Below are 19,839 nucleotides of genomic sequence, written 5' to 3' on the forward strand. Positions count from 1 at the left end.
ACGGCATGTGATGCCGAGGAAAAGTCATCTATGACATTGCCACTCCTTATCGAGCAGTTGCTCAACGGGCTCCAGTCCGGGGTGATGTTGTTCCTGATAGCTTCGGGCCTCACCCTGGTCCTGGGCATCATGAACTTCGTCAACCTGGCGCACGGCTCGTTCTACATGATCGGGGCTTTCGCGGCTGTATCGGTTCAGCTTTGGACGGGGTCGTTCGTCCTGGCCGGCCTGGCCGCGTGCCTTTGTGCCGCCGTTGCCGGGCTTGCAGTCGAATATATCTGCGCCCGGCGGCTCTATTCGCGCAGCCATCTCGACCAAGTCTTGGTGACGTTCGGGCTCATTTACGTCTTCAACGAGACCATGCGGCTGATCTTTGGCCCCCAGCCGTTGGCGTCGCCGATCCCGCCCTTCCTCAACGGCCACCTGACCCTGCTGCCCGGGCTCCAGTACCCGCTGTTCCGCTTGACCGTGATCGGCGTCGGGCTCGTCGTGGCAGCCGGCATGTCATACGTCGTGATGCGTACGAGGTTGGGGATGCTCATAAGGGCGGGAGCCTCGGATCGCGGGATGATCGCCGTCCTTGGCGTGAACATCACGTGGCTCTACTCCCTCGTGTTCGCTTTCGGCGCGGCGCTGGCGGCATTGGCGGGCCTAATGTCCGGGCCGCTTTACTCCGTAAACGTCGGGATGGGGGAGAACATCCTCATCATGGCCCTGGTCGTGATCGTGGTCGGCGGGATCGGCTCGCTCAAGGGTGCCTTCTACGCCGCGATCGTCATCGGCCTCATCGACACGCTCGGACGCCTTTTCCTGCCGTCGGCCATCGCGACGATCGCGATCTACATCTTCATGGCCGGGGTTCTCTTCGTCAGGCCAAAGGGCCTGTTCGCGTCGTCGGCACCTCCGCAGGTCGATGCGCGCGACAACGGCGACCGGGTGACGATCCTTTGGTCGCTGTCGAAATCGCGGCGACGGGCGACGGCGATGGTCGTGTGCCTGTGCATGCTCGCTCTCGCTCTCGTGCCGACACTTTCGGCCTGGCTCGACGATCCGTTTCTCCTGAGGCTTTTCCTCAGGATCGTGATCTTCGCGCTGATGGTCCTGAGCCTCGATCTCGTAGCCGGCTTCGGTGGGTTGGTGAGCTTCGGCCATGCCGCCTTCGTCGGGACCGGTGCCTACGCGATCGCGATACTCGGCTGGCACCTGGACCATGGCCAGCCTCTGCATTGGGGACCCATCGTCTTCGCGGGCACACACGAAGCGTTGGTCGCCTGGCCGTTGGCGATCGCAAGCGCGGCCACGATGGCCCTGGTCATCGGCGCCATCGCGCTCAGGACCAGCGGCCTGTACTTCATCATGAGCACGCTCGCCTTCGCCCAAATGTTGTTCTACCTCGCCAGCACCCCGAACATTTACGGGGGCGAGGATGGGCTGCAGATGTCGCAACGCTCGACCTTGCCGTTCGTCGACCTCGGCGACAGGCCAACGCTCTACTATCTCGCGCTCGGCCTGCTCGCCCTCTGCCTCTTCATATGCTGGCGCCTGGTCAACTCGCGCTTCGGCATGATCGTGCAAGCCTGCAGGCAAAACGAGCGACGCGTCAGGGCGCTCGGCGTCAGGACCTACTTCTACAAGCTTCTGCTCTTTGTCATATCGGGGGTAATTGCCGGAATCGCGGGCGTACTATTGGCCAACAGCGAGCTGTTGGTCAGCCCGGCGGACCTGTCATGGACACGGTCGGGAAACATCCTGATCATGGCCATATTCGGTGGGTTGGGGACGCTGTTCGGCTCCGTGGTGGGGGCGGCGACCTACCTGATGCTGGAATTCTCCCTGAGCGAGTGGACCCAGCATTGGCAGATCGTGTTCGGGCCCATGCTCATCCTCTTCGTACTGCTGGCACGACGCGGACTCTTCGGATTGGTCCTCGGGCGGGGGGCGGAACATGACGGCGAGCATTCTGGAGGCCCGGGGGCTCACCAAGCAATTCGGTGGCCTCACCGCAACCGACGACGTGACGCTGAAGATCCAGGAGCGGTCGTGTCATGCCTTGATCGGCCCCAATGGTGCCGGGAAGACGACCTTGCTTTCCCAGCTCTCCGGCGAATTGAGGCCTACGGCGGGCCGCATCTATTTCGAGGGGAACGACGTCACGTCGGCCGATCTCGGCGGGCGCGCTCGGTTGGGCATCCTGAGGTCCTTCCAAATCACAAGCGTCTGCGACGATTTTACGGTTTTCGACAATGTCGTCGTCGCGAGCCAGATCAAGGCGGGACATGGCTTCCGATTCTGGGAGGCGCCACGACGCGTCCCCGCGCTGGCCGACGCGACGCGCTCCGTGCTGGAACGGACGGGGCTAGCCGACTTCGGGAATGTTCAGGCGGGCGTGCTGTCGCACGGTCAGCGGAGGCAGCTGGAGCTGGCGATCGCCATGGCGATGCGACCGCGCGTCCTTCTGCTCGACGAGCCGATGGCGGGCATGGGGCCGGCGGAGGCCGAGCGCATGACGGACCTGCTTGCTTCCTTGCGTGACGACTACACACTCGTCCTCGTCGAGCACGACATGGACGCCGTCTTCAGTCTGGCCGACACGGTGAGCGTGCTCGTGAACGGACGCCTCGTCGCTTCCGGCACCCCTGAGGCGATCAGGTCCGACGCCGCGGTGCGAGAAGCCTATCTGGGGCATGAACAGGAGGACGCCGCATGACGGAGAGCTTGCTGCGGCTGGAGGCGGTGCAGGCTTCCTACGGCCAGTCGCGCATCCTGTTCGATGTTTCACTGACGGTGGGCCGAGGCGAGATGGTGGGGTTGCTCGGCCGCAATGGCATGGGCAAGACGACCACTGTGCGCGCGGTCACCGGCCAGCTCCCGGCCTCGGGCGGGGATATAGTCTTCAAGGGGAAATCCATCCGGTCGATGCCCTCGCATCTTCTGGGACGAATGGGCATTGGGCTCGTCCCCGAAGGACGGCGCATCTTCCCAAACTTGACCGTTCGGGAGAACCTCGTGGCTGCTGCGGCAAACCGCTCGGGGCGGCCCGATCCTTGGACACTTGAGCGTGTCCTGGCTCTCTTTCCCCGACTGGCGGAGCGACTCGGCAACTGGGGCTCGCAACTTTCTGGGGGCGAGCAGCAAATGCTCGCCGTCGGTCGCGCCCTAATGATCAATCCCGACCTGCTGATCCTCGACGAGGCGACCGAAGGGTTGGCTCCGATCGTGCGGGACGTCATCTGGAGCGCGTTGCGACAACTCAAGTCCGAGGGTCTCTCGATCCTCGTCATAGACCGCAACCTCCGGCAGATGATGGAAGTCGGGGACCGGCATCACATAATCGAGAAGGGACGCACGGTATGGACCGGGCCTTCACAGGCCTTCCTGTCCGAGCCCTCGCTCAAGGGGCGCTACCTGAGCGTCTGAGTAGCCCTTCGGTGCTTGTTCAAAGGCCGTTGATGGTTGCCAGCAGCACGGTGCGGACTGCACGAGTGCGCGCGGGGTCACCCGAGAGTCCCGCTGCCGCCAAGCGGCAAATCGTAGCTGTCATGTTTTCCCGCGAGAATGGCGTTGAAGCACGCCGGCCGGGGAGCCATATCAATACGAAACGTGCCGGCTTCTGGTACCACTTGGAAGTCATTGCAAAGTGCAAACTAGAAGTGGTCCTTTCGCCGGTTCCGGGGGCTGGGCGGCGAGCATTTGTCGTTAGCGCTATGTAGCGCGGTCGAAGGACGCGATGAAGTCGGCGAGGCGCTCTCCCTGGATCAGGATGTGATCCCTAAGCACCCGCTCCGCCTTTTCTCCGTCTCCGGCGCGGATGGCATCGACGATGCTTTGATGCTCGGACAGTGAATTCGCGACACGGCTGCGGGCTCGCAGCTGGAGACGGCGATAAGGCTTGAGGCGGGTGTGCAACTGGCGGGCCTGTTCCGCCAGAAACGCGTTCCCGCAGGCCTCGTAGATCATCAGGTGGAAGCGCTCGTTGGCGTAGTAATACGCGTCGGCGCTCTCCTGGGACGCCTCCTTCACGTAATCCTCATGCGCCTTCTCAAGCTCCTGCTGCTTCGCTTCCGTGATCCGGCGAGCGGCCAGGGCCCCGCACAGGCCCTCCAGAGCGGCCATCACCTCGAATCGCTAGACCACGTCCTTGAAGCTTAGAGAAGCGACGAAGGCGTCTCGGCGGGGGTGCAAATCCACCAATCCTGTCGGCGAGCTGCATGGTGGCCTCGCGAATTGGGGTGCGCGAGACTTCAAAACGGGTGGCCAGGCTCTGCAAATCACTCTGCTGCAACCCTGTTGAGAGAAGCGATTAGATCGGCGAAGCGCTCCCCTTGCACGGCAACGTGAGAATGAAGGCGCGCCGCTGCTGCCTCGCTATTACCTTCGAGCAGCGCCGCAACGATGCTCTCGTGCTCGGTCTGCGACGTGCGCATACGGTTGCGGACTCGCAATTGCAGCCGACGGAACGGGGCAAGGCGCTTGTGCAGGGCCAGCGCCTGTTCCGCAACGAAGCCGTTGCCGCTCGCGACGTAAATCGCCCGGTGGAAGCGCTCATTCTCGTAATAATAGGTGTCGGTGTCGCCGAGCTCGGCCGCCTTACGGCAGGCCTCGAGCGTGCGCTTCAGTTCAGCCTCGTCATCGGGCAGGAGCCGGCGCGCGGCGAGCCGCCCGCAGATGGCCTCCAGCTCGGCCATCAACTCGAACATATCGATGAGCCGCTTCGGGTCGGGCGCGCTGACGATAGCGCCGCGATGGCGGCGGATCTCCACTAGTCCAGCAACGGAAAGCTGCTGCAGCGCCTCCCGGATCGGTGTGCGCGACACGCCGAACCTGTCCGCCAGCGACACCTCGTCCAGCCGGTCGCCGGGCTTGAAGGCCCCGGTGGCGATCTCTTCCTCGATTTGGTCCCGTAAATGGGTGGAACGGCTCATGCTCATGCTTTTCATGGTGGTGAGTTTTACGACAATCGGCAAGCGAAAAAGAGCACAAGCAAGATAATTGTATGCAATCAGCTTGACATTGTTTGTTACTAATGCATCTTTGCATGCAATTGAGGGCAAATCCAACGCAATCGCCCCGTCAGTCCCAAGGAGGAAATGCGATGCAATTGACCCGCAGACAGGCATTGGCTGGCGCGCTCGCCCTGCCGGCCTTATTGCCCTTCACTCGATCCGCGCACGCTGCCACCACACTCAAAATCTCCCATCAGTTTCCGGGGGGCACCGCCGAACAGGGTGATTTCCGCGACCGCTTCTGCCGGCTTTTCGCGGCGGAGGTTGAAAAACGCGCCAACGGAGCGCTGAAATTCGATGTCTATGCCAACGCTTCGCTGATGAAGACCAATGCGCAATTCTCTGCGCTGCGGCGCGGCGCGCTGGACATGTCGCTCTATCCAATCGCCTATGCCGGCGGAGAACTGCACGCCTGCAATCTCGGGCTGATGCCCTGCCTGGTGACGAGCTATGAGCAGGGAGCGGCGTGGAAGGCAGCCGAGATCGGCAAGGCCCTTTCCGGCATCGTCGAAAGCAAGGGCGTCCAGTTCATTTCGTGGATCTGGCAGGCTGGCGGCGTCGCTTCGCGGCGGACGCCGGTGCTCAGCCCCGCCGACGTCAAGGGCGTCAAGATCCGCGGCGGTAGTCGCGAGATGGACCTGATGTTCGCGGCGGCCGGCGGACAGGTTTCGACCATGCCCTCCAATGAAATCTACATTGGCATGCAGACCAGCTCCCTGGATGCGGCCGTGACATCCTCCACCAGCCTGATTTCCTTCCGCCTGGAAGAACTGGCGAAGTCCCTGACCGCGGCGCGCAAGGGCTCGTTCTGGTTCATGCTCGAGCCCCTGCTGATGTCAAAGGCTATCTTCGATCGCTTGCCGCCCGACCAGAAGGCGGTGCTGCTGGACGTCGGCGCCGAGATGGAGGTTTGGGCCATGGCTCAGGCGAAGAAGGACGACGAGGCCGTAGCCGCCATCTATGCGGCGAAAGGCGTGCAGGTCTCCGATTTCACCGCGGCGAACTTGGCCGAATGGCGCCAGGTGGCCGAGGCCAGCGCCTGGAAGGACTACGCCGCGCGATCGAGCGAGGCTGCCGACTTGCTCAAACTCGCACAGAAGGTGGCCTGACATGAGCGCCGCCACTCAACACGATGCCATTCTGGCCGTCGAGGCAAGCGATCCAATCGGAAGCGCCAAGGGCTTGCCTCGACTGATCGCTACGATCAACGCCATCGCTTTCAAAATTTCGGCGCTCGCCCTCGTCGCTGCGGCGCTCGTCCTAACGTTTGGCGTCGTGGTGGGACATCTCACCAAGCGCTCTATGCTCTGGCAGGACGAGGTGACGATTTTCCTGATCGCGGGCGCGATTTTCCTGTCCGCCGCATCCGTGCAGGCAGCGCGTGGCCATATCGGCATCGACTTTCTCGATCACTGGATGCCAGCGGCAGCCGGCGCGCGGCGCAAGCTGGTCGACGCCGTTGTCTTCGGCTTCTGCGTGCTTTTCGCTTGCAAGACCGGGCTCTTGCTGCACGAGGCTGTTGCGGACGGCCAGACATCCCATTCCGCCTGGGGTCCGCCGATGTGGATCCCCTATTCGGTCCTCATGGTCGGCATGGTGATGCTCGCCGTACAGGTCGGCCTTCAGGTCGCGGAGCGTTCACTTCCGACATTCGGCTTGGTCCTGCTCGCCGTGCTGGCCTTCGTCCTGTGGGATCGCCCGCCGACTCCCTTGGTCACGGGCATTCCACAATGGGCAATCGGAGTGACCTACTGCATCGCCACGTTGATCGTGATGTTTTCGGGCATGCCGATCGCATTCGCACTCGGTGTGGTGGCGGTGGTCTTCATGATCTTGTTCATGCCGGCGGCATCGGTCGACACGATCGCGCAGAATTTCTACGAAGAGCTCGCCAACGTCATCATCCTGGCGATCCCGCTGTTCATCCTCAAAGGGGCGGCGATCGGGCGTTCCAACGCCGGCAAGGATCTTTATTCCGCCTTGCATGCGTGGCTCTACAAGGTTCCCGGCGGTCTGGGCGTGGCCAACACCGTCGCCTGCGGGCTGTTTGCTGCGATGGCCGGCTCGTCGCCGGCCACCTGTTCGGCGATCGGCTCGGCCGGCATCCCGGAAATGCGTGCACGCGGCTACTCCGGTGGCTTCGCCGCTGGGATCATCGCGGCCGGCGGAACGCTGGGTATCCTGCTGCCACCTTCAGTGACGATGCTGCTTTACGCGGTCGCCGCCGAAGTCTCGCTGGGAAAGCTGTTCCTGGCGGGTATAGGGCCGGGCCTGCTGCTGATGCTGATGTTTGCGGCCTATTCGATGGTGCATTTCCAGAAGGAGAAGCGCCAGGCCCTCTCGGAGGCGCAAGCCACGGGCGTGCGATCGGCGATCCTGCATGAAGAGCACTACACGACCGCCCAAAAATTCAGAATGATTGCTTGGGTGGCTCCCTTCGTCACCATCCTGGCCGGCGTGATGGTCGTGCTTTACGCCGGTTGGGCGACGCCTTCCGAAACGGCGGGCGTCGGAGCTGTCCTCGCCCTTGTCGTCATCGGCGGCATGTATGGCATCTGGCGGCCGTCCAAGGTGATGCCCATCGTCGCAGGGACGCTGCGCGAGTCCACCATGCTGCTGATGATCATCGGCATGTCGCTGCTCTACGCTTATGTGATGAGCTATCTCCACATCAGCCAGGCGACCGCAGCTTGGGTGATCGGCCTGCAGCTTTCGAAATGGGTGTTGCTGGCGGCGATCCTGTTCTTCGTTGTGGTGCTCGGGTTCTTCCTGCCACCGGTCTCTATCATCCTGATGACCGCTCCGATCATCCTCCCCCTCTGAAGGCCGCCGGCTTCGATCTGATCTGGTTTGGCGTCGTCATGACCATCGTGATGGAGATGGGGCTGATCCACCCGCCGGTCGGTCTCAACATCTTCGTCATCAAGAATATCGCCCCCGATATTCCGCTCACGGACATCATGTGGGGCACCTTGCCCTTCGTGCTGATGATGGCGCTGGCGGTGGTTCTCGCCTGCTTCGTTCCTGGCATCGCCACCTGGCTGCCCGACGTGATCATGGGAGCCTCCGTGCCTGTCCGCTGATCCTTCACACGAGGTGCGCGCCATGAACGGGAGCTTCATCCAGGATTTCCCGGGATCCATCGCCGAGCGCGGCCGAGGCGTTTCGGCGTCGACCGCCAGGCATTCTTCCAAAAACTCATGGCCTATGGCGCTGCCGTCGCGCTGATCGTCGTCTGGTTCCTGTTCGTCGTTCTGTGACGCCTGCCTGTTTGCCCGAAGCTAAGGAGATGTCCATGAAACTCTCTCGATCCGTGTCCCGGCTGGAGGCCGCGCCGGCCTTCCTCAGCGACCTCATCGACACGCTGACGGAGCGGGGACGATCCTTGCTCCGACACAGGGATGTCAGGAATGCCACCACCAAGGACGCGCTGCCGGAGCTCGGCGAGTTGCTACTGTCGCGTCGGGGCGAGGCTTCGGGCGTGGTGCTGGCGCAAGCCCTGGTCGCCGGCTATGTCGCTGCCGATCCCGTGAAGCGCCTGGAGTTCCTGACAGCGCTGGCGGACCGCTTCGGGCCGGATCGGCGCCGCATCGAGATGGCGATCGAGGCGGTTCGCAAGAACGAGGTGCCGGACGCCTTGGAAGACCTGCATGCTGCCGCAGAGCCCCGGCGACAGGAGTTGATCCGACGCCTCAACCTCGCCCCGGGGGGCACCTCCGCCCTCGTGCGGATGCGGGAAGAGCTTCTCCGGCACCTGGCCGATCATCCGGAACTGAGGCGGGTCGATGCCGATTTCAGCCATCTCTTCTCGTCCTGGTTCAACAGGGGGTTCCTGGTGGTTCGGCCGATCGACTGGACCACGCCGGCCAACATCCTCGAGAAGATTATCCGCTACGAGGCCGTGCATGCGATCCGGAACTGGGACGATCTGCGCAACCGCCTCGAACCCGAGGACCGCCGTTGCTACGGCTTCTTCCATCCCCAGCTCGTCGACGAGCCGCTCATCTTCGTGGAAGTGGCCCTCACGCGGAGCATCCCCGGCGCGATCGGTCCGCTGCTCGACCTCGCCCGCAAGCCGACGCCGGCATCCGAGACCACGACCGCGGTGTTCTACTCGATCTCGAACACCCAGAAGGGGCTGGGCGGCGTCTCTTTCGGCAACTTTCTGATCAAGCAGGTGGTGGAGAACCTCAAGCGCGAGCTGCCGGATCTCAAGACCTTTGTCACGCTGTCGCCCGTGCCCGGCTTCGCAGCCTGGCTTGCGCGCGAACGCAGGGCGGAGGCGCCCGCCTGCCTCGACGCGGCGGCACGGGAGGCCTTCGCGACGCTCGACGAGCCTGCCTGGCACGAGGATCCGGCCAAGGTCGAGAAGGTCAAGGAGCCCCTTCTGCAGGCGGCCGCCTATTACTTCCTGAAGGCAAAGGATTCAAAGGGCCGACCGATCGATCCCGTGGCGCGGTTCCATCTCGGAAACGGCGCCCGCTTGGAGCGGTTGAACGCTTTCGGCGATCTCTCACCCAAGGGCCTGAAGCAATCGCATGGTCTGATGGTGAACTATCTCTATGCGCTCGACGAGATCGAGGCAAACCATGAGGCGTTCGCCGAAAACGGCAAGGTTGCGGCCTCTGCGGCCGTCCGCAAAACCCTGCGCGCCGACCTCCCATCCCGTGACCTGGTGCCGACGCCATGACCGCCACCTCTCTCGAGACCCTCATGAGATCCAACATCGATCCTCGTTTTGGAGCCCTTGCCATGAACGCGAACCTGTTTGACCGGCTGGAGCGCTCGATCGCCGACCCCGCCAGGGCGGCTATCATGACCCCTGCGGGCGAGACCATCAGCTATGCCGAGCTCATCTCGCTGGCCGGCCGTCTCGCAAACGTGCTGGTCGCCCGTGGGGTCAAGCCGGGCGATCGCGTCGCAGTCCAGGTCGAGAAGTCCGTTCCGGCCATGATGCTTTATCTCGCGACCGCGCGGGCCGGAGCCGTCTACCTGCCGCTCAACACGGGCTATACGCTTACCGAGCTGGAATACTTCATCGGCGACGCCGAGCCCTCGCTGGTCGTCTGCGATCCCGGCAAGCGCGAGGGTATCGCCGCCATCGCCGCGAAGGTCGGCGGCTGCGTCGAGACGTTGGACGCAAGAGGGCAGGGCACGCTGACCGAAGCGGCCGATCTGGCCCCGGAAGCCTTCGCGACAGTGCAAAGAGCGGGGGACGACCTGGCCGCCATTCTCTACACATCGGGGACGACGGGCCGCTCCAAGGGAGCAATGCTCACGCACGACAACCTCGTCTCGAATGCACTGACCCTGAAGGAGGTCTGGCGCTTCACCGAGGGCGACACGCTCATCCATGCCCTGCCGATCTACCATACCCATGGCCTGTTCGTGGCCGGCAACGTGACCCTCTTCTCCGGCGCGTCGATGATCTTCCTGCCGAAGTTCGACGCCGACGAGATCCTTGCGCTGATGCCTCGCGCGACGGCCCTCATGGGCGTGCCGACCTTCTATGTCCGCCTGCTGCAAAATCCTGGTCTGACTCCTCAGGCGACCGCCGGCATGCGCCTGTTCGTGTCGGGTTCGGCGCCGCTGCTGGCTGAGACGCATCGCGAGTGGAGCGCTCGCACCGGCCACGCCATTCTCGAGCGCTACGGCATGACCGAAACCAACATGAACACCTCGAACCCCTATGACGGGCACCGGGTGCCCGGTGCCGTCGGGCTACCCTTGCCAGGAGTCACGGTCCGTATCACCGACCCCGAGACGGGGACGGAGCTGGCGCGGAACGAGATCGGCATGATCGAGGTCAAGGGGCCGAACGTGTTCAAGGGCTACTGGCGCATGCCGGAGAAGACGGCGGCGGAGTTCCGCCCGGACGGCTTCTTCATCACCGGCGACCTCGGCAAGATCGACGAGCGCGGCTACGTGCACATTGTCGGCCGCGGCAAGGATCTCGTGATCACGGGTGGCTTCAACGTCTATCCGAAGGAGATCGAAGACGAGATCGACGCCATTGCCGGCGTGTTCGAATCGGCGGTGATCGGCATTCCGCATGCCGATTTCGGCGAGGGCGTCACGGCCGTCGTCGTCCGCTCCAAAGAGGCGTCGGTGGATGAACGCGCGATCCTGGCCGGGCTCGACGGGCGGCTCGCGAAGTTCAAGCTGCCCAAGCGCATCGTCTTCGTCGACGAGCTTCCGCGCAACGCCATGGGTAAGGTGCAGAAGAATGCCCTGCGCGAAATGTTCAGCGGCCTCTACCAGAGATCCGCCAAGGCTTAGTGAAGACCCGGGGGCGGAGGCAACCGCCTCGGGGCCGATGGTTTCGGCGCCGACCCCCCTGCGTCTCGACGACCATTCAGACCGTTTAGTCGGCCGCCAACTCAAGGGCTGGTCATTTCACCGCTGATTTGTGGTGCCGCGCTTTCGGCCGTGATCGCTCAGACCGACTCTTCTGCCCGGGCAGCGGCGAGCGTGTTCCATGGAGTCGCTCTCGCCAAACCTGCAAAGGGTGTGAATCGAGGCACCGTTGGACCCCCGATAGGTGTTGAAGTGATCCTATCGTTTGGTTTTAAAGTAGCCGCAAACTTTATTAAATCTCGCCGATCGGCATAGTCGTGTTTCGGCACCAGAGGGTCAAACTTCGAGCAAGTTCAAACGTCTGAGCCTGCGCCTGCTGCGCGCCTGCGCTTCCGTGCGGGTTGCCCGAGAGCGAGAAGTGCGCCGGCGCGATCTTCCGACAACGCATTTTGCAGATTACGTCCGGTCCGCAAAATATGCTCGCGCAGCCTGTCGCGCGCATAGTCCCGGTCACGAGCAACCGCGCCTTGGGCGATCTGATTATGCTCCTGTTCGACGTTGGCGTCGCCGCCAGTTCGTGTGAGGAATATCCGTCTGTAGCGATCGTTCAGGTTATGCAGGGTCGTGCAAAAATTTAGCAGGATCGGCATGTCACACCCCTGGATCAACGTCAGGTGGAATTCCCGATGCGCATCCTCCCAGGCTTCGAGGCTCGCCGTATCCGACGCCTCGCGATGAATGCGATTCAGCCTGTGCAAGGCCCTCGTTATCCCGCTTTCCCAAGCGAGGTCTCCGTTCTGCATTGCCATGTCGAGCGCAAGGCATTCGAATTCGGCGCGCAGTTGCGTGATCTCTCGCAGGTTCGACAGCGAAACCGGCGCCACCGTGTAACCCCGATTGTCGTGAAGTTCGACCAAGCCAACGGAGGTCAACCGGGCCAGCGCCTCCCTCATGGGGCTCAGGCTCACGTCGAACGTTTTCCGTGCCCTGTCGAGGTTGATCTTCGAGCCCGGGGGAAGCTCGCCTTGCAAGATGGCCTCCCGCATCCGAGAGACGAGGCGCGATGAGATCGTGTTCTTGCCGCTCTCCTCGTTCCCGCCAGGGGCTACCAAGGCGGCGCGGTGCTCCCCGTCGGCCGGAGCTGAAGGTGCAGCCTTCGTGCGATCTGCCTTCGCCAAGTCGTCCTCCGATCGCATGGCTCCACGGAGCCGGGACCAATTCCAATGACGCTGTCGGCCACCTCGACGCAGCGATGGGGAATCCACCGCTCAACATCCTCGTTTAGCAAACCCGGCACCGTTTCGACAGCCGAGCCAACCCCTCGTCGAGCATTGACCTAACCAACGCCAATTCCGGTTGACAGATAATCGATTATTGAACAAAAAGAAAGCGTTGATCTGCCGTCCTGCTCGGAAGCGGGGAGTACGGCATGCGCGCAATTGTCACTGAAGTGACGCCCGTCACTGCTCAAGAGCGTCGTTCTCATTGACGGGTGTTGGCTTAAAAATCGATTGTCTTGCGCGCGCCAGCCTCATTTGCTTCGGCGACACGCACGAGTATGCGGGGAACAAATGGCTATCTCGGACACATACCTTCTCACCCTATCGTGCCGAAACCGCCCGGGCATCGTGGCGAGAGTCGCCACGCACTTGTTCATGCACGACGCGAACATCCAGGACGCCCAGCAGTTCGACGACGAGGAGACCGGGCGCTTCTTCATGCGCGTACGCTTCGGGCTCCTATCCGATGCGGCATCGCTGGACGATCTGCGCGAGAGCTTCGCCGAGGTCGCCACGACGTTCGGCATGGATTGGACGATTCGTTCACGGCGAGACAAGCAGCGTGTCGTCATCATGGTGTCCCGGTTCGATCATTGCCTGACCGACATCCTTTATCGCTGGCGGATGGGCGAGCTCGACATGGACATCGTCGGCATCATAGCGAACTATCCGCGCGAGACTTACGCGGCCCACGAGTTCGGCGATATCCCTTTCGACTACCTGCCGATCACCAAGGATACGAAGCCTGAGCAGGAGGCGGCCGTCTGGCGAGTCGTCCAGGAACGGAAAGCCGATCTCGTCATCCTCGCGCGATACATGCAGATTTTGTCGGACGATCTGGCAACGAAGCTCGCCGACCGCTGCATCAACATCCATCACTCCTTCCTGCCCGGTTTCAAGGGTGCGAAGCCGTATCACCAGGCGTTCGAGAGGGGCGTCAAGTTGATCGGGGCGACGGCCCACTACGTCACCTCCGACCTCGACGAGGGACCGATCATCGAGCAGGACGTCGAACGGATATCGCACGTCGACACGCCCGACGATCTCGTGCGCAAAGGTCGCGACATCGAACGCCGCGTGCTTTCGCGGGCGATAGCCTGGCATCTAGACGGTCGGGTCTTGCGCAACGGTACCAAGACCGTCGTTTTCCGGGACTAGCCATGTCAGCTTCCATCATCGACGGCAAAGCCATAGCCGAAGGGCTGCGGGCGCGGCTGAAAGAAGACGTCTCGGCTTTCGGCGCAAATGGACGTGCGCCCGGCCTCGCCGTCGTACTCGTCGGAAGCGATCCGGCCAGCGCCGTGTACGTCCGAGCCAAGGCCCGGCAAACCGCCGAGGTCGGAATGCTATCGTTCGAGCATCGACTTCCAGGGGATGTGCGGCAGGACGATCTGATCCGATTGGTCGAGACGCTAAACCGCGATCCGGCGGTGGACGGGATACTCGTCCAGCTCCCTCTGCCAGCTCACATCGATGCGACCGTGATCCTTTCGACGGTCGATCCAGCGAAGGACGTCGACGGCTTTCATCCGGTCAATGCGGGCCGTCTGGCCACGGGCGATACGCGAGCCTTGTCGCCCTGCACGCCGCTCGGCTGCATCCATTTGCTGAAAAGCGTCCGAGCCAACCTGGCTGGAGCGCATGCCGTCGTTTTAGGCCGCTCCAACATCGTCGGAAAACCGTTGGCGCAATTGCTTCTGGGCGAGAACTGCACGGTCACGATCGCCCATTCCCGCACCCGCGACGTCGCGGGCGTTTGCCGCACGGCGGACATCGTCGTCGCAGCGGCCGGCCAGCCGGAAATGGTCCGGGGCGACTGGATCCAGCGCGGCGCGCTCGTCATCGACGTGGGCATCAACCGCATTGCGAGAGAGGGTGGATACCGGCTGGTTGGCGACGCCGCTTTCGACGAGGTCCGCGATCGGGCTGGAGCCATCACGCCCGTCCCCGGCGGCGTCGGTCCGATGACGATCGCCTACCTGCTGCAAAACACGCTGAAGGCCGCACGGCAGCGTTCGTGCGACGCCGTTACCTGAACCGGGCCGCGACGGCCTCTGTTCCGCGCGCAAGGATTCCGGCATCGATCGCCACTGCGGTGAACGACGAGCCCGCCTCGATGCAACGGCGCGCGAAGGCCTCGTCCGGCGTCAGGATGCCGGCGGGCTTTCCTGCAGCTCGGATCCGGCCGATGGCGGCGACGACCTCGGCCTCGACCGACGGATGGCCGGGTTCGCCGGCATATCCGAGACTGGCGGCGAGATCGGCGGGTCCGACGAACAAACCGTCGACGCCTTCGACGCCAGCGATGCGCTCGATCTGTTGCAGGGCCTCGACCGTCTCGATCTGGACGAGTACGCAGAGCTCTTCGGCGGCGCGCTTGGCGTAGCCGGGTATCCGGCCGAACCGGGTCGCCCGCGTCAGCCCGGACACTCCGCGCACCCCCGCCGGCGGATAGCGAGTGGCCGCGACGGCCGCGGCGGCCTCCTCGGCATTCTGGACATAGGGAATGAGAAGCGTCTGTGCTCCAAAGTCCAGGAAGCGCTTGATCAGCACGACATCGTTCGACGCCGGCCTGACCACCGCCGACACATCGTAGGGCGCCACGGCCTGAAGTTGGGGCAGGACCGTCAGGGGGTCGCCGGGCGAATGCTCGGTGTCGAACAACAGCCAGTCGTACCCCGCGCCTGCGACGGCCTCCGCCGCATAGGACCCCGGAAGGGAGCACCAGAGCCCGATCTGCTGGCGGCCGGCGAGCAACTCATGCTTGAAGCGATTGCGAGGCAGTTCCAGGGCGGCCATCACACGAACGAGACCGAGATCGCGCCGATCGGACCGTAGTCGGCGGTCACCACGTCGCCGCGCTTGATATCCACCGGCCGGGTGAACGAACCACCAAGCACGATCTGACCCTTCTCGAGTCTGGCACCGACGGCGTGCAACTTGTTGACGAGCCACGCGACCCCGGCGGCGGGATGACCCATGATCGCGGCGGATACGCCGGATTCCTCGATGATGCCGTTGAGTGCCAACGTCGCGCCGATCCAGCGGATGTCGACGTCCATCGGGCGGATAGGGCGCCCGCCCACGACGATCGCCCCGAACGCGGCGTTGTCGGCGATGGTGTCGACGATCGCGCGCGGTACTTCGGTCCGGTAGTCGATGATCTCCAGCGCCGGCACGACGAACTCGGTGGCGCGTAGGACGTCGTAGATCCGACAGTTGGGGCCCTCTAGGTCCTCGCTCATCACGAAGGCCAGTTCGACCTCCAGCCGTGGCTTGATGAACAGGTCGGCGCGGATTTGCGCGCCGTCATTGTACAGGGCGTCGTCGAGAATGCGTCCATAGTCCGGTTCGTTGATCTTGGACGCCATCTGCATGGCGCGGGACGTCAGGCCAATCTTGTGACCGGCGACCCGTGCGCCGGCGTCGATGCGCGCCTGTGCCCAAATGTCCTGCACACGGTAGGCATCCTCGATCTCCATGTGCGGGTAGGTGCGTGAAAGCTGAGGGCAGGGGACGCGGTCCCGTTCGGCCCGCAGGATCGCGGCGGCCGCCTCGCGCCGTTCGTCTTCCGTCAGCATGGCTAGGTCCTTCGTCTCAGCGAATGGGGGGCCGCGGCAGGATCGCCTCGCCCGGTTCCATGACATAGGTGTAATCGAGCGAGTACCAGGGAACGGCCGCCATCGACTCCACCGGATGCGGCTCCTCATGCCGCACGAAGTCGCCGATAAGCGATCGCGTCACGCCGAACTGAACGTCCGAGTCGATATGAGGGTCGTTGGGATCGTAGACCTGCGAGATCAGCACCTTGAAGCCGGGCTTGAAGATAAGCGCGTGAAGGTGTGCGGGCCGCATCGGGTGGCGACGCTGCGCTCGCAGAAGCCGCCCGACGACCCCGTCGGTCGGGATCGGATAGCCGATCATCATCACGGATCGGAACCAGAAGCGGCCGTCCTGATCGGTGGTGAACTTGCCCCGGAGGTTCATCTCCGCTTGCTCGGGATCTTGGTTTTCGTAAAGGCCCACCGGCGAGGCGTGCCAGACGTCGACCTCCGCGCCAGCGATCGGTCGTCCATCGCGGTCGATCACCCGTGCGGTCACGAAAAGCGGGTCGCCCTGAGTGTCGGATCGTAGAATCGAGCCGCCGTTCTCTACGCGCGGAGAGTCGAGGCGCCAGAACGGACCGAGCAGAGATTGCGACGTCTCTGTGTTTCCGCCATCGCCGTTGTTGAGCAGGCAGACGAGCGAGGAAACGCCCAACGAACCGGCCATCAACATCATTTCATTGTGCGTGTCAGAGGCGAGCTGGCCGATCTCGTTGAGGACTGCGACCGCTTCGCGGAACTCCGCCTCCGTCAACCTTACGTCCCGGACGAAGCCGTGCATGTGATGAATGAGGGACACCAGTATTTCTCGTAGGCGCGGATTGTCCGTGCGCCCCATGACGTCCAGGGCGGCGGCAGTTACGTCGGCCTCGCTTGCAATGCGCATGTCTCACTCCCTTGGCGAGACCATCATTTTTAATCGATTATTTGTCAAGGTAAGTCATTCTGAGCCAGCCCGTGTCCCGCGCCGAATCCCTCATTCCTTGGCGTCATGGGATCGCATGGCCGCGCAGGGCGGTTTTCTTCGGGAATCAGGCCGTAATGGTTCCGTGGATTAATCGATTTTGCGCGGCGGCCGAAATCATTCCTCCTCGAAAACGGGGACACCTCCACTCAGATCCACCAAGCCAGCGCTTCCCCGGCTATCGAAAGGTGGCGCCGACGTTGAGATTGCCCGCAAAGGGCGGCTCTACGGTGAAGGCAAAGATCACCTTTACCGTTTGGCACCCATCTGGTGGGTCTTGAGCCAAGCTCATTGGAACAGTTAAACGCGCCATCGACCGCATTGTCCGGTCGTCACATTGGGTGCCAAGCACCACGGCCAGCGGATTTCCACCACGCCCTTGCGCGAAAACCCTCGACGGTTTTTTGCAGTTCACGACAAGCGTCGTACCCCCAATCGCAAGCATCCTAGCCACTGAGGGTAAGGTTCGAACTTTCGGCTCGGTATCGATGCGCCGAACCTGGGATGATCAAAGCAGCTGCCTGGCAGAGATAATCGAGTCCTGTACGGACAGCGCTGCAGGTCGATCACCCGCATGGCCCACCCGCCCGACACTCGCATGCAGGCGGTTGGTGAAGGCCCGCGATGATGTCGAGCGCGTCGCAGGCGGCGTGCCGTGGGCTCAACTCATCCTTCCGTAGACGTCTCGGCGGCCGCCCCGGTCAGAGGCGCTCCCTTGATGAAAGCAAGAAGCAGATCAAGCTGGCCGTCGAGCATCTCGCCGCCATCGACGGTTCGGCAGCCAAGGGCCGCGGCGTTTTCCAGCAGGGGCGTCTTGAGGGGATCGGTGATGACGTCGGCGACGGTCTGGTGCGGCGCGAGCCGTTCAGCCGGGACGGGCAGGGGATCCGAAGCCTTCAGCCCGCAGTGGCTCGCGTTGACGACGATCTGCGCGTCCGCAGCCGCGTCGACTGCCGCGATGGCGGTGCGGCCGGGAAAGTGAACGTCCAACAAACCAGCCAGCGTGCTTTCGGCGGCGGAGTTCACGTCGTTGTATGTCAACCTTCGTGCTCCTCTGAAGAGGAGAGAGACCGCGATCGCCGTGGCGGCAGCCCCGGCGCCGACCATATGGATGTGGGCGCCCGTGATGGCCGTGCCAGCTCTCTCGATCGCCCGTGACATGCCCTCACCATCGAAATTGTCGCCTTCCCAGATGCCGTCGGAGGCGCGTCGCGTCGCGTTCACCGCGCCAAGCATCCGGGAAGGCGCGGACAGCCGGCCGCAGAATGCACTCAGCGTTCGTTTGTGCGGCAGGGTGGCGAGAATGGCGTCGACGCTCGGCGAGCGGCGAAGCGCCGATACGACGTCGGGGAGGTCGTCGGGCAAGACTTCGAGGGGCACTAGTATCCCGTCATGTCCTTGCGCTGCCATCAGAGCGGACATCCGGCCAGGTGCGAGGACCTGCGCGATCGGTGTGCCGATCAAGAAGCTGAGGCGGGTTCGGCCAGTGAAAGGCACGGGAAGATCAGGACGAAGCGTGCTCATTTTGCGCCAACCGCTTCGTCGACCATGTCGAACATCGAAAAGCGCGGCCGGAAGCCTAGGATCGCTCGCGCCTTCGCGTTGCTGCCGTGGGTCCGCCCCAGTTCGATCGGCAGATGGGCTTCCATCACCCGCCGGCCGGTCGCCTTCGCCAGATGGGGGACGAACTCGGCAAGGCTGACCGGATGGTCCGGAGCGAGATTGAAGGTCTGGCCGACCGCTTCAGGCCTGTCGTGTATCAGCGCGAGCCCGGTGACGATGTCGCGGACGTCGATGAGTTCCTGCGTGTGTGGATGGCCGTTCTGGTCGTAGGCGAGGAGCAGCGGCTCATCGTCGGCCATCAAAGGCGTCAGGATGTCCAGCACGGACTGGAGCTCTGCGGTGGAGTTGGCCCCCGCATGGTGTGTCGCCGAGGCTTTGAGGCTGCGCACACGGGCGTTCACGTAAAAGGCCGGACCGGAGTATTCGCCGTTCGGATCGATCAATTCGGCGGCTGCCTCGGTATGGGAAAAGACGGCTATGCTGGTGTCGAGGCCGGGGACCGTCTTGCCGAAGAAGCGGACCATGTCCTCGCCAAGCATCTTGGTCATCCCATAGAAGGTATAAGGCTCGCGGGGATGGTTCTCGTCGGTCGGCCGGTAACGGGCGAAACGCGTCGGGTAAACCTGGTCGCTCGAAGCAAAGACGAGCCGCAGCGGATTTTGCACAGCCAGGGCCGCCGCGGCTTCCAGGACATTGCGAGTTCCCACAACGTTGGCGTCCCAAAGAAGATTGCGTGCCTGGGGCTGAAAGGAAATGACGGCTGCCATGTGATAGACGGACGTGGCACCCGCCATGGCCTGCTCGACGTCGCTGAGGGAGGCGAGATTCCCGACATGGCAGCGAATGCCCGCCGCCTGCGTCGCCACCAGATTAGGATCGCCGGGCAATGCCAGCGTGGCGACCTCCTCGCCTCGCGCAATGAGGGCCCGAGCCAAATGACCGCCGACTCGACCGGTGGCTCCGGAGATGAACGTGGTCATGCTTTCAGCGACTCCGTCTTGTCATCAGGTATGATCTATTGGATCTACAGATCATACCTGTGAGGCGTGCGCAAGCTGCGCGTGGCGGTGGCGCTCGGATTCCAAGCCAGTGCTGGGTAGGCGAACAATGGACGGCGCGGTCGTTCG

Annotated in this window: 15 protein-coding genes and 4 pseudogenes; 11 read left to right on the top strand and 8 right to left on the bottom strand. The window is 63.3% G+C overall.

Annotated elements, in window-relative coordinates; all coding sequences use genetic code 11:
* Window positions 1-84: 84 nt before the first annotated feature.
* The 4 genes and pseudogenes from RMR04_RS00450 to RMR04_RS00465 form a co-directional block, all read left to right on the top strand.
* A pseudogene (locus tag RMR04_RS00450) lies at window positions 85-1,830 on the top strand (ABC transporter permease); the annotation flags it as partial.
* Window positions 1,831-1,945: 115 nt separating this feature from the next.
* A pseudogene (locus tag RMR04_RS00455) lies at window positions 1,946-2,416 on the top strand (ATP-binding cassette domain-containing protein); the annotation flags it as partial.
* 87 nt (window positions 2,417-2,503) lie between these two features.
* Window positions 2,504-2,707, top strand: a complete 204-nt coding sequence (locus tag RMR04_RS00460; protein WP_311909464.1) for an ABC transporter ATP-binding protein C-terminal domain-containing protein — start codon at window positions 2,504-2,506, stop codon at window positions 2,705-2,707.
* A complete protein-coding gene (locus tag RMR04_RS00465) occupies window positions 2,704-3,417 on the top strand; it encodes an ABC transporter ATP-binding protein (RefSeq protein WP_311909447.1) in 714 nt (237 codons plus the stop codon). The genes RMR04_RS00460 and RMR04_RS00465 overlap by 4 nt, the downstream gene beginning before the upstream one ends.
* A 285-nt stretch (window positions 3,418-3,702) precedes the next feature.
* On the opposite strand, the gene RMR04_RS00470 is transcribed toward RMR04_RS00465, so the two are convergent.
* Complete coding sequence (locus RMR04_RS00470) at window positions 3,703-4,113, bottom strand: GntR family transcriptional regulator (RefSeq protein WP_311909448.1); 411 nt, start codon at window positions 4,111-4,113, stop codon at window positions 3,703-3,705.
* Window positions 4,114-4,268: 155 nt separating this feature from the next.
* Window positions 4,269-4,928, bottom strand: a complete 660-nt coding sequence (locus tag RMR04_RS00475) for a GntR family transcriptional regulator (protein ID WP_410492128.1) — start codon at window positions 4,926-4,928, stop codon at window positions 4,269-4,271.
* 164 nt (window positions 4,929-5,092) lie between these two features.
* Between RMR04_RS00475 and dctP the strand changes: the two genes are divergently transcribed.
* The 5 genes and pseudogenes from dctP to RMR04_RS00500 all read left to right on the top strand — a co-directional run bounded on the left by dctP (window position 5,093) and on the right by RMR04_RS00500 (window position 11,282).
* Window positions 5,093-6,112 (top strand): TRAP transporter substrate-binding protein DctP, encoded by a 1,020-nt coding sequence (gene dctP, locus RMR04_RS00480; RefSeq protein ID WP_311909450.1) that lies wholly within the window; start codon window positions 5,093-5,095, stop codon window positions 6,110-6,112.
* A gap of 193 nt (window positions 6,113-6,305) precedes the next feature.
* Window positions 6,306-6,578: pseudogene (locus tag RMR04_RS00485) on the top strand (TRAP transporter small permease); the annotation flags it as partial.
* 198 nt (window positions 6,579-6,776) lie between these two features.
* Window positions 6,777-8,086: pseudogene (locus RMR04_RS00490) on the top strand (TRAP transporter large permease).
* Window positions 8,087-8,298: 212 nt separating this feature from the next.
* The gene (locus RMR04_RS00495) at window positions 8,299-9,693 is read left to right on the top strand and encodes a malonyl-CoA decarboxylase (RefSeq protein ID WP_311909451.1); all 1,395 of its coding nucleotides are present in this window, start codon (window positions 8,299-8,301) and stop codon (window positions 9,691-9,693) included.
* Window positions 9,694-9,755: 62 nt separating this feature from the next.
* Window positions 9,756-11,282, top strand: coding sequence for a malonate--CoA ligase (locus tag RMR04_RS00500; RefSeq protein WP_311909452.1), 1,527 nt, complete (start codon window positions 9,756-9,758; stop codon window positions 11,280-11,282).
* Window positions 11,283-11,653: 371 nt separating this feature from the next.
* Here RMR04_RS00500 and RMR04_RS00505 read toward each other — a convergent pair whose 3' ends face one another.
* A complete protein-coding gene (locus RMR04_RS00505; protein ID WP_311909453.1) occupies window positions 11,654-12,496 on the bottom strand; it encodes a GntR family transcriptional regulator in 843 nt (280 codons plus the stop codon).
* Between the two features lie 375 nt (window positions 12,497-12,871).
* Between RMR04_RS00505 and purU the strand changes: the two genes are divergently transcribed.
* A complete protein-coding gene (purU, locus tag RMR04_RS00510; protein WP_311909454.1) occupies window positions 12,872-13,738 on the top strand; it encodes a formyltetrahydrofolate deformylase in 867 nt (288 codons plus the stop codon).
* A gap of 2 nt (window positions 13,739-13,740) precedes the next feature.
* Entirely contained in the window at window positions 13,741-14,616 is an 876-nt protein-coding gene (gene folD / locus RMR04_RS00515; protein ID WP_311909455.1) for a bifunctional methylenetetrahydrofolate dehydrogenase/methenyltetrahydrofolate cyclohydrolase FolD, read from the top strand.
* On the opposite strand, the gene RMR04_RS00520 is transcribed toward folD, so the two are convergent.
* The 5 genes from RMR04_RS00520 to RMR04_RS00540 form a co-directional block, all read right to left on the bottom strand.
* On the bottom strand, window positions 14,609-15,370 hold the full coding sequence (locus RMR04_RS00520; RefSeq protein ID WP_311909465.1) for an aldolase/citrate lyase family protein: 762 nt from the start codon (window positions 15,368-15,370) through the stop codon (window positions 14,609-14,611). The two genes, folD and RMR04_RS00520, sit on opposite strands and share 8 nt — an antisense overlap.
* 8 nt (window positions 15,371-15,378) lie before the next feature.
* A complete protein-coding gene (hpaH, locus tag RMR04_RS00525; protein WP_311909456.1) occupies window positions 15,379-16,161 on the bottom strand; it encodes a 2-oxo-hept-4-ene-1,7-dioate hydratase in 783 nt (260 codons plus the stop codon).
* A 16-nt stretch (window positions 16,162-16,177) separates the two neighbouring features.
* Window positions 16,178-17,071 (bottom strand): dioxygenase family protein, encoded by an 894-nt coding sequence (locus tag RMR04_RS00530; RefSeq protein ID WP_311909457.1) that lies wholly within the window; start codon window positions 17,069-17,071, stop codon window positions 16,178-16,180.
* A gap of 744 nt (window positions 17,072-17,815) precedes the next feature.
* Window positions 17,816-18,673 carry a shikimate dehydrogenase family protein gene (locus RMR04_RS00535; protein WP_311909458.1) on the bottom strand — a complete coding sequence of 286 codons (858 nt, stop codon included), beginning with the start codon at window positions 18,671-18,673 and terminating at the stop codon, window positions 17,816-17,818.
* The gene (locus tag RMR04_RS00540) at window positions 18,670-19,692 is read right to left on the bottom strand and encodes an NAD-dependent epimerase/dehydratase family protein (protein ID WP_311909459.1); all 1,023 of its coding nucleotides are present in this window, start codon (window positions 19,690-19,692) and stop codon (window positions 18,670-18,672) included. Before RMR04_RS00540 ends, RMR04_RS00535 begins: the two co-directional genes overlap by 4 nt.
* Window positions 19,693-19,839: the final 147 nt, after the last annotated feature.

This window comes from Bosea sp. 685 (assembly GCF_031884435.1).
Classification (GTDB): domain Bacteria; phylum Pseudomonadota; class Alphaproteobacteria; order Rhizobiales; family Beijerinckiaceae; genus Allobosea.

Coding starts and splice junctions, on each gene's coding strand:
- RMR04_RS00460 (WP_311909464.1), top strand. CDS start 2,504: ATGACGGACCTGCTTGCTTCCTTGCGTGACGACTACACACTCGTCCTC.
- RMR04_RS00465 (WP_311909447.1), top strand. CDS start 2,704: ATGACGGAGAGCTTGCTGCGGCTGGAGGCGGTGCAGGCTTCCTACGGC.
- RMR04_RS00470 (WP_311909448.1), bottom strand. CDS start 4,113: ATGGCCGCTCTGGAGGGCCTGTGCGGGGCCCTGGCCGCTCGCCGGATC.
- RMR04_RS00475 (WP_410492128.1), bottom strand. CDS start 4,928: ATGAGCATGAGCCGTTCCACCCATTTACGGGACCAAATCGAGGAAGAG.
- dctP (WP_311909450.1), top strand. CDS start 5,093: ATGCAATTGACCCGCAGACAGGCATTGGCTGGCGCGCTCGCCCTGCCG.
- RMR04_RS00495 (WP_311909451.1), top strand. CDS start 8,299: ATGAAACTCTCTCGATCCGTGTCCCGGCTGGAGGCCGCGCCGGCCTTC.
- RMR04_RS00500 (WP_311909452.1), top strand. CDS start 9,756: ATGAACGCGAACCTGTTTGACCGGCTGGAGCGCTCGATCGCCGACCCC.
- RMR04_RS00505 (WP_311909453.1), bottom strand. CDS start 12,496: ATGCGATCGGAGGACGACTTGGCGAAGGCAGATCGCACGAAGGCTGCA.
- purU (WP_311909454.1), top strand. CDS start 12,872: ATGGCTATCTCGGACACATACCTTCTCACCCTATCGTGCCGAAACCGC.
- folD (WP_311909455.1), top strand. CDS start 13,741: ATGTCAGCTTCCATCATCGACGGCAAAGCCATAGCCGAAGGGCTGCGG.
- hpaH (WP_311909456.1), bottom strand. CDS start 16,161: ATGCTGACGGAAGACGAACGGCGCGAGGCGGCCGCCGCGATCCTGCGG.
- RMR04_RS00530 (WP_311909457.1), bottom strand. CDS start 17,071: ATGCGCATTGCAAGCGAGGCCGACGTAACTGCCGCCGCCCTGGACGTC.
- RMR04_RS00535 (WP_311909458.1), bottom strand. CDS start 18,673: ATGAGCACGCTTCGTCCTGATCTTCCCGTGCCTTTCACTGGCCGAACC.
- RMR04_RS00540 (WP_311909459.1), bottom strand. CDS start 19,692: ATGACCACGTTCATCTCCGGAGCCACCGGTCGAGTCGGCGGTCATTTG.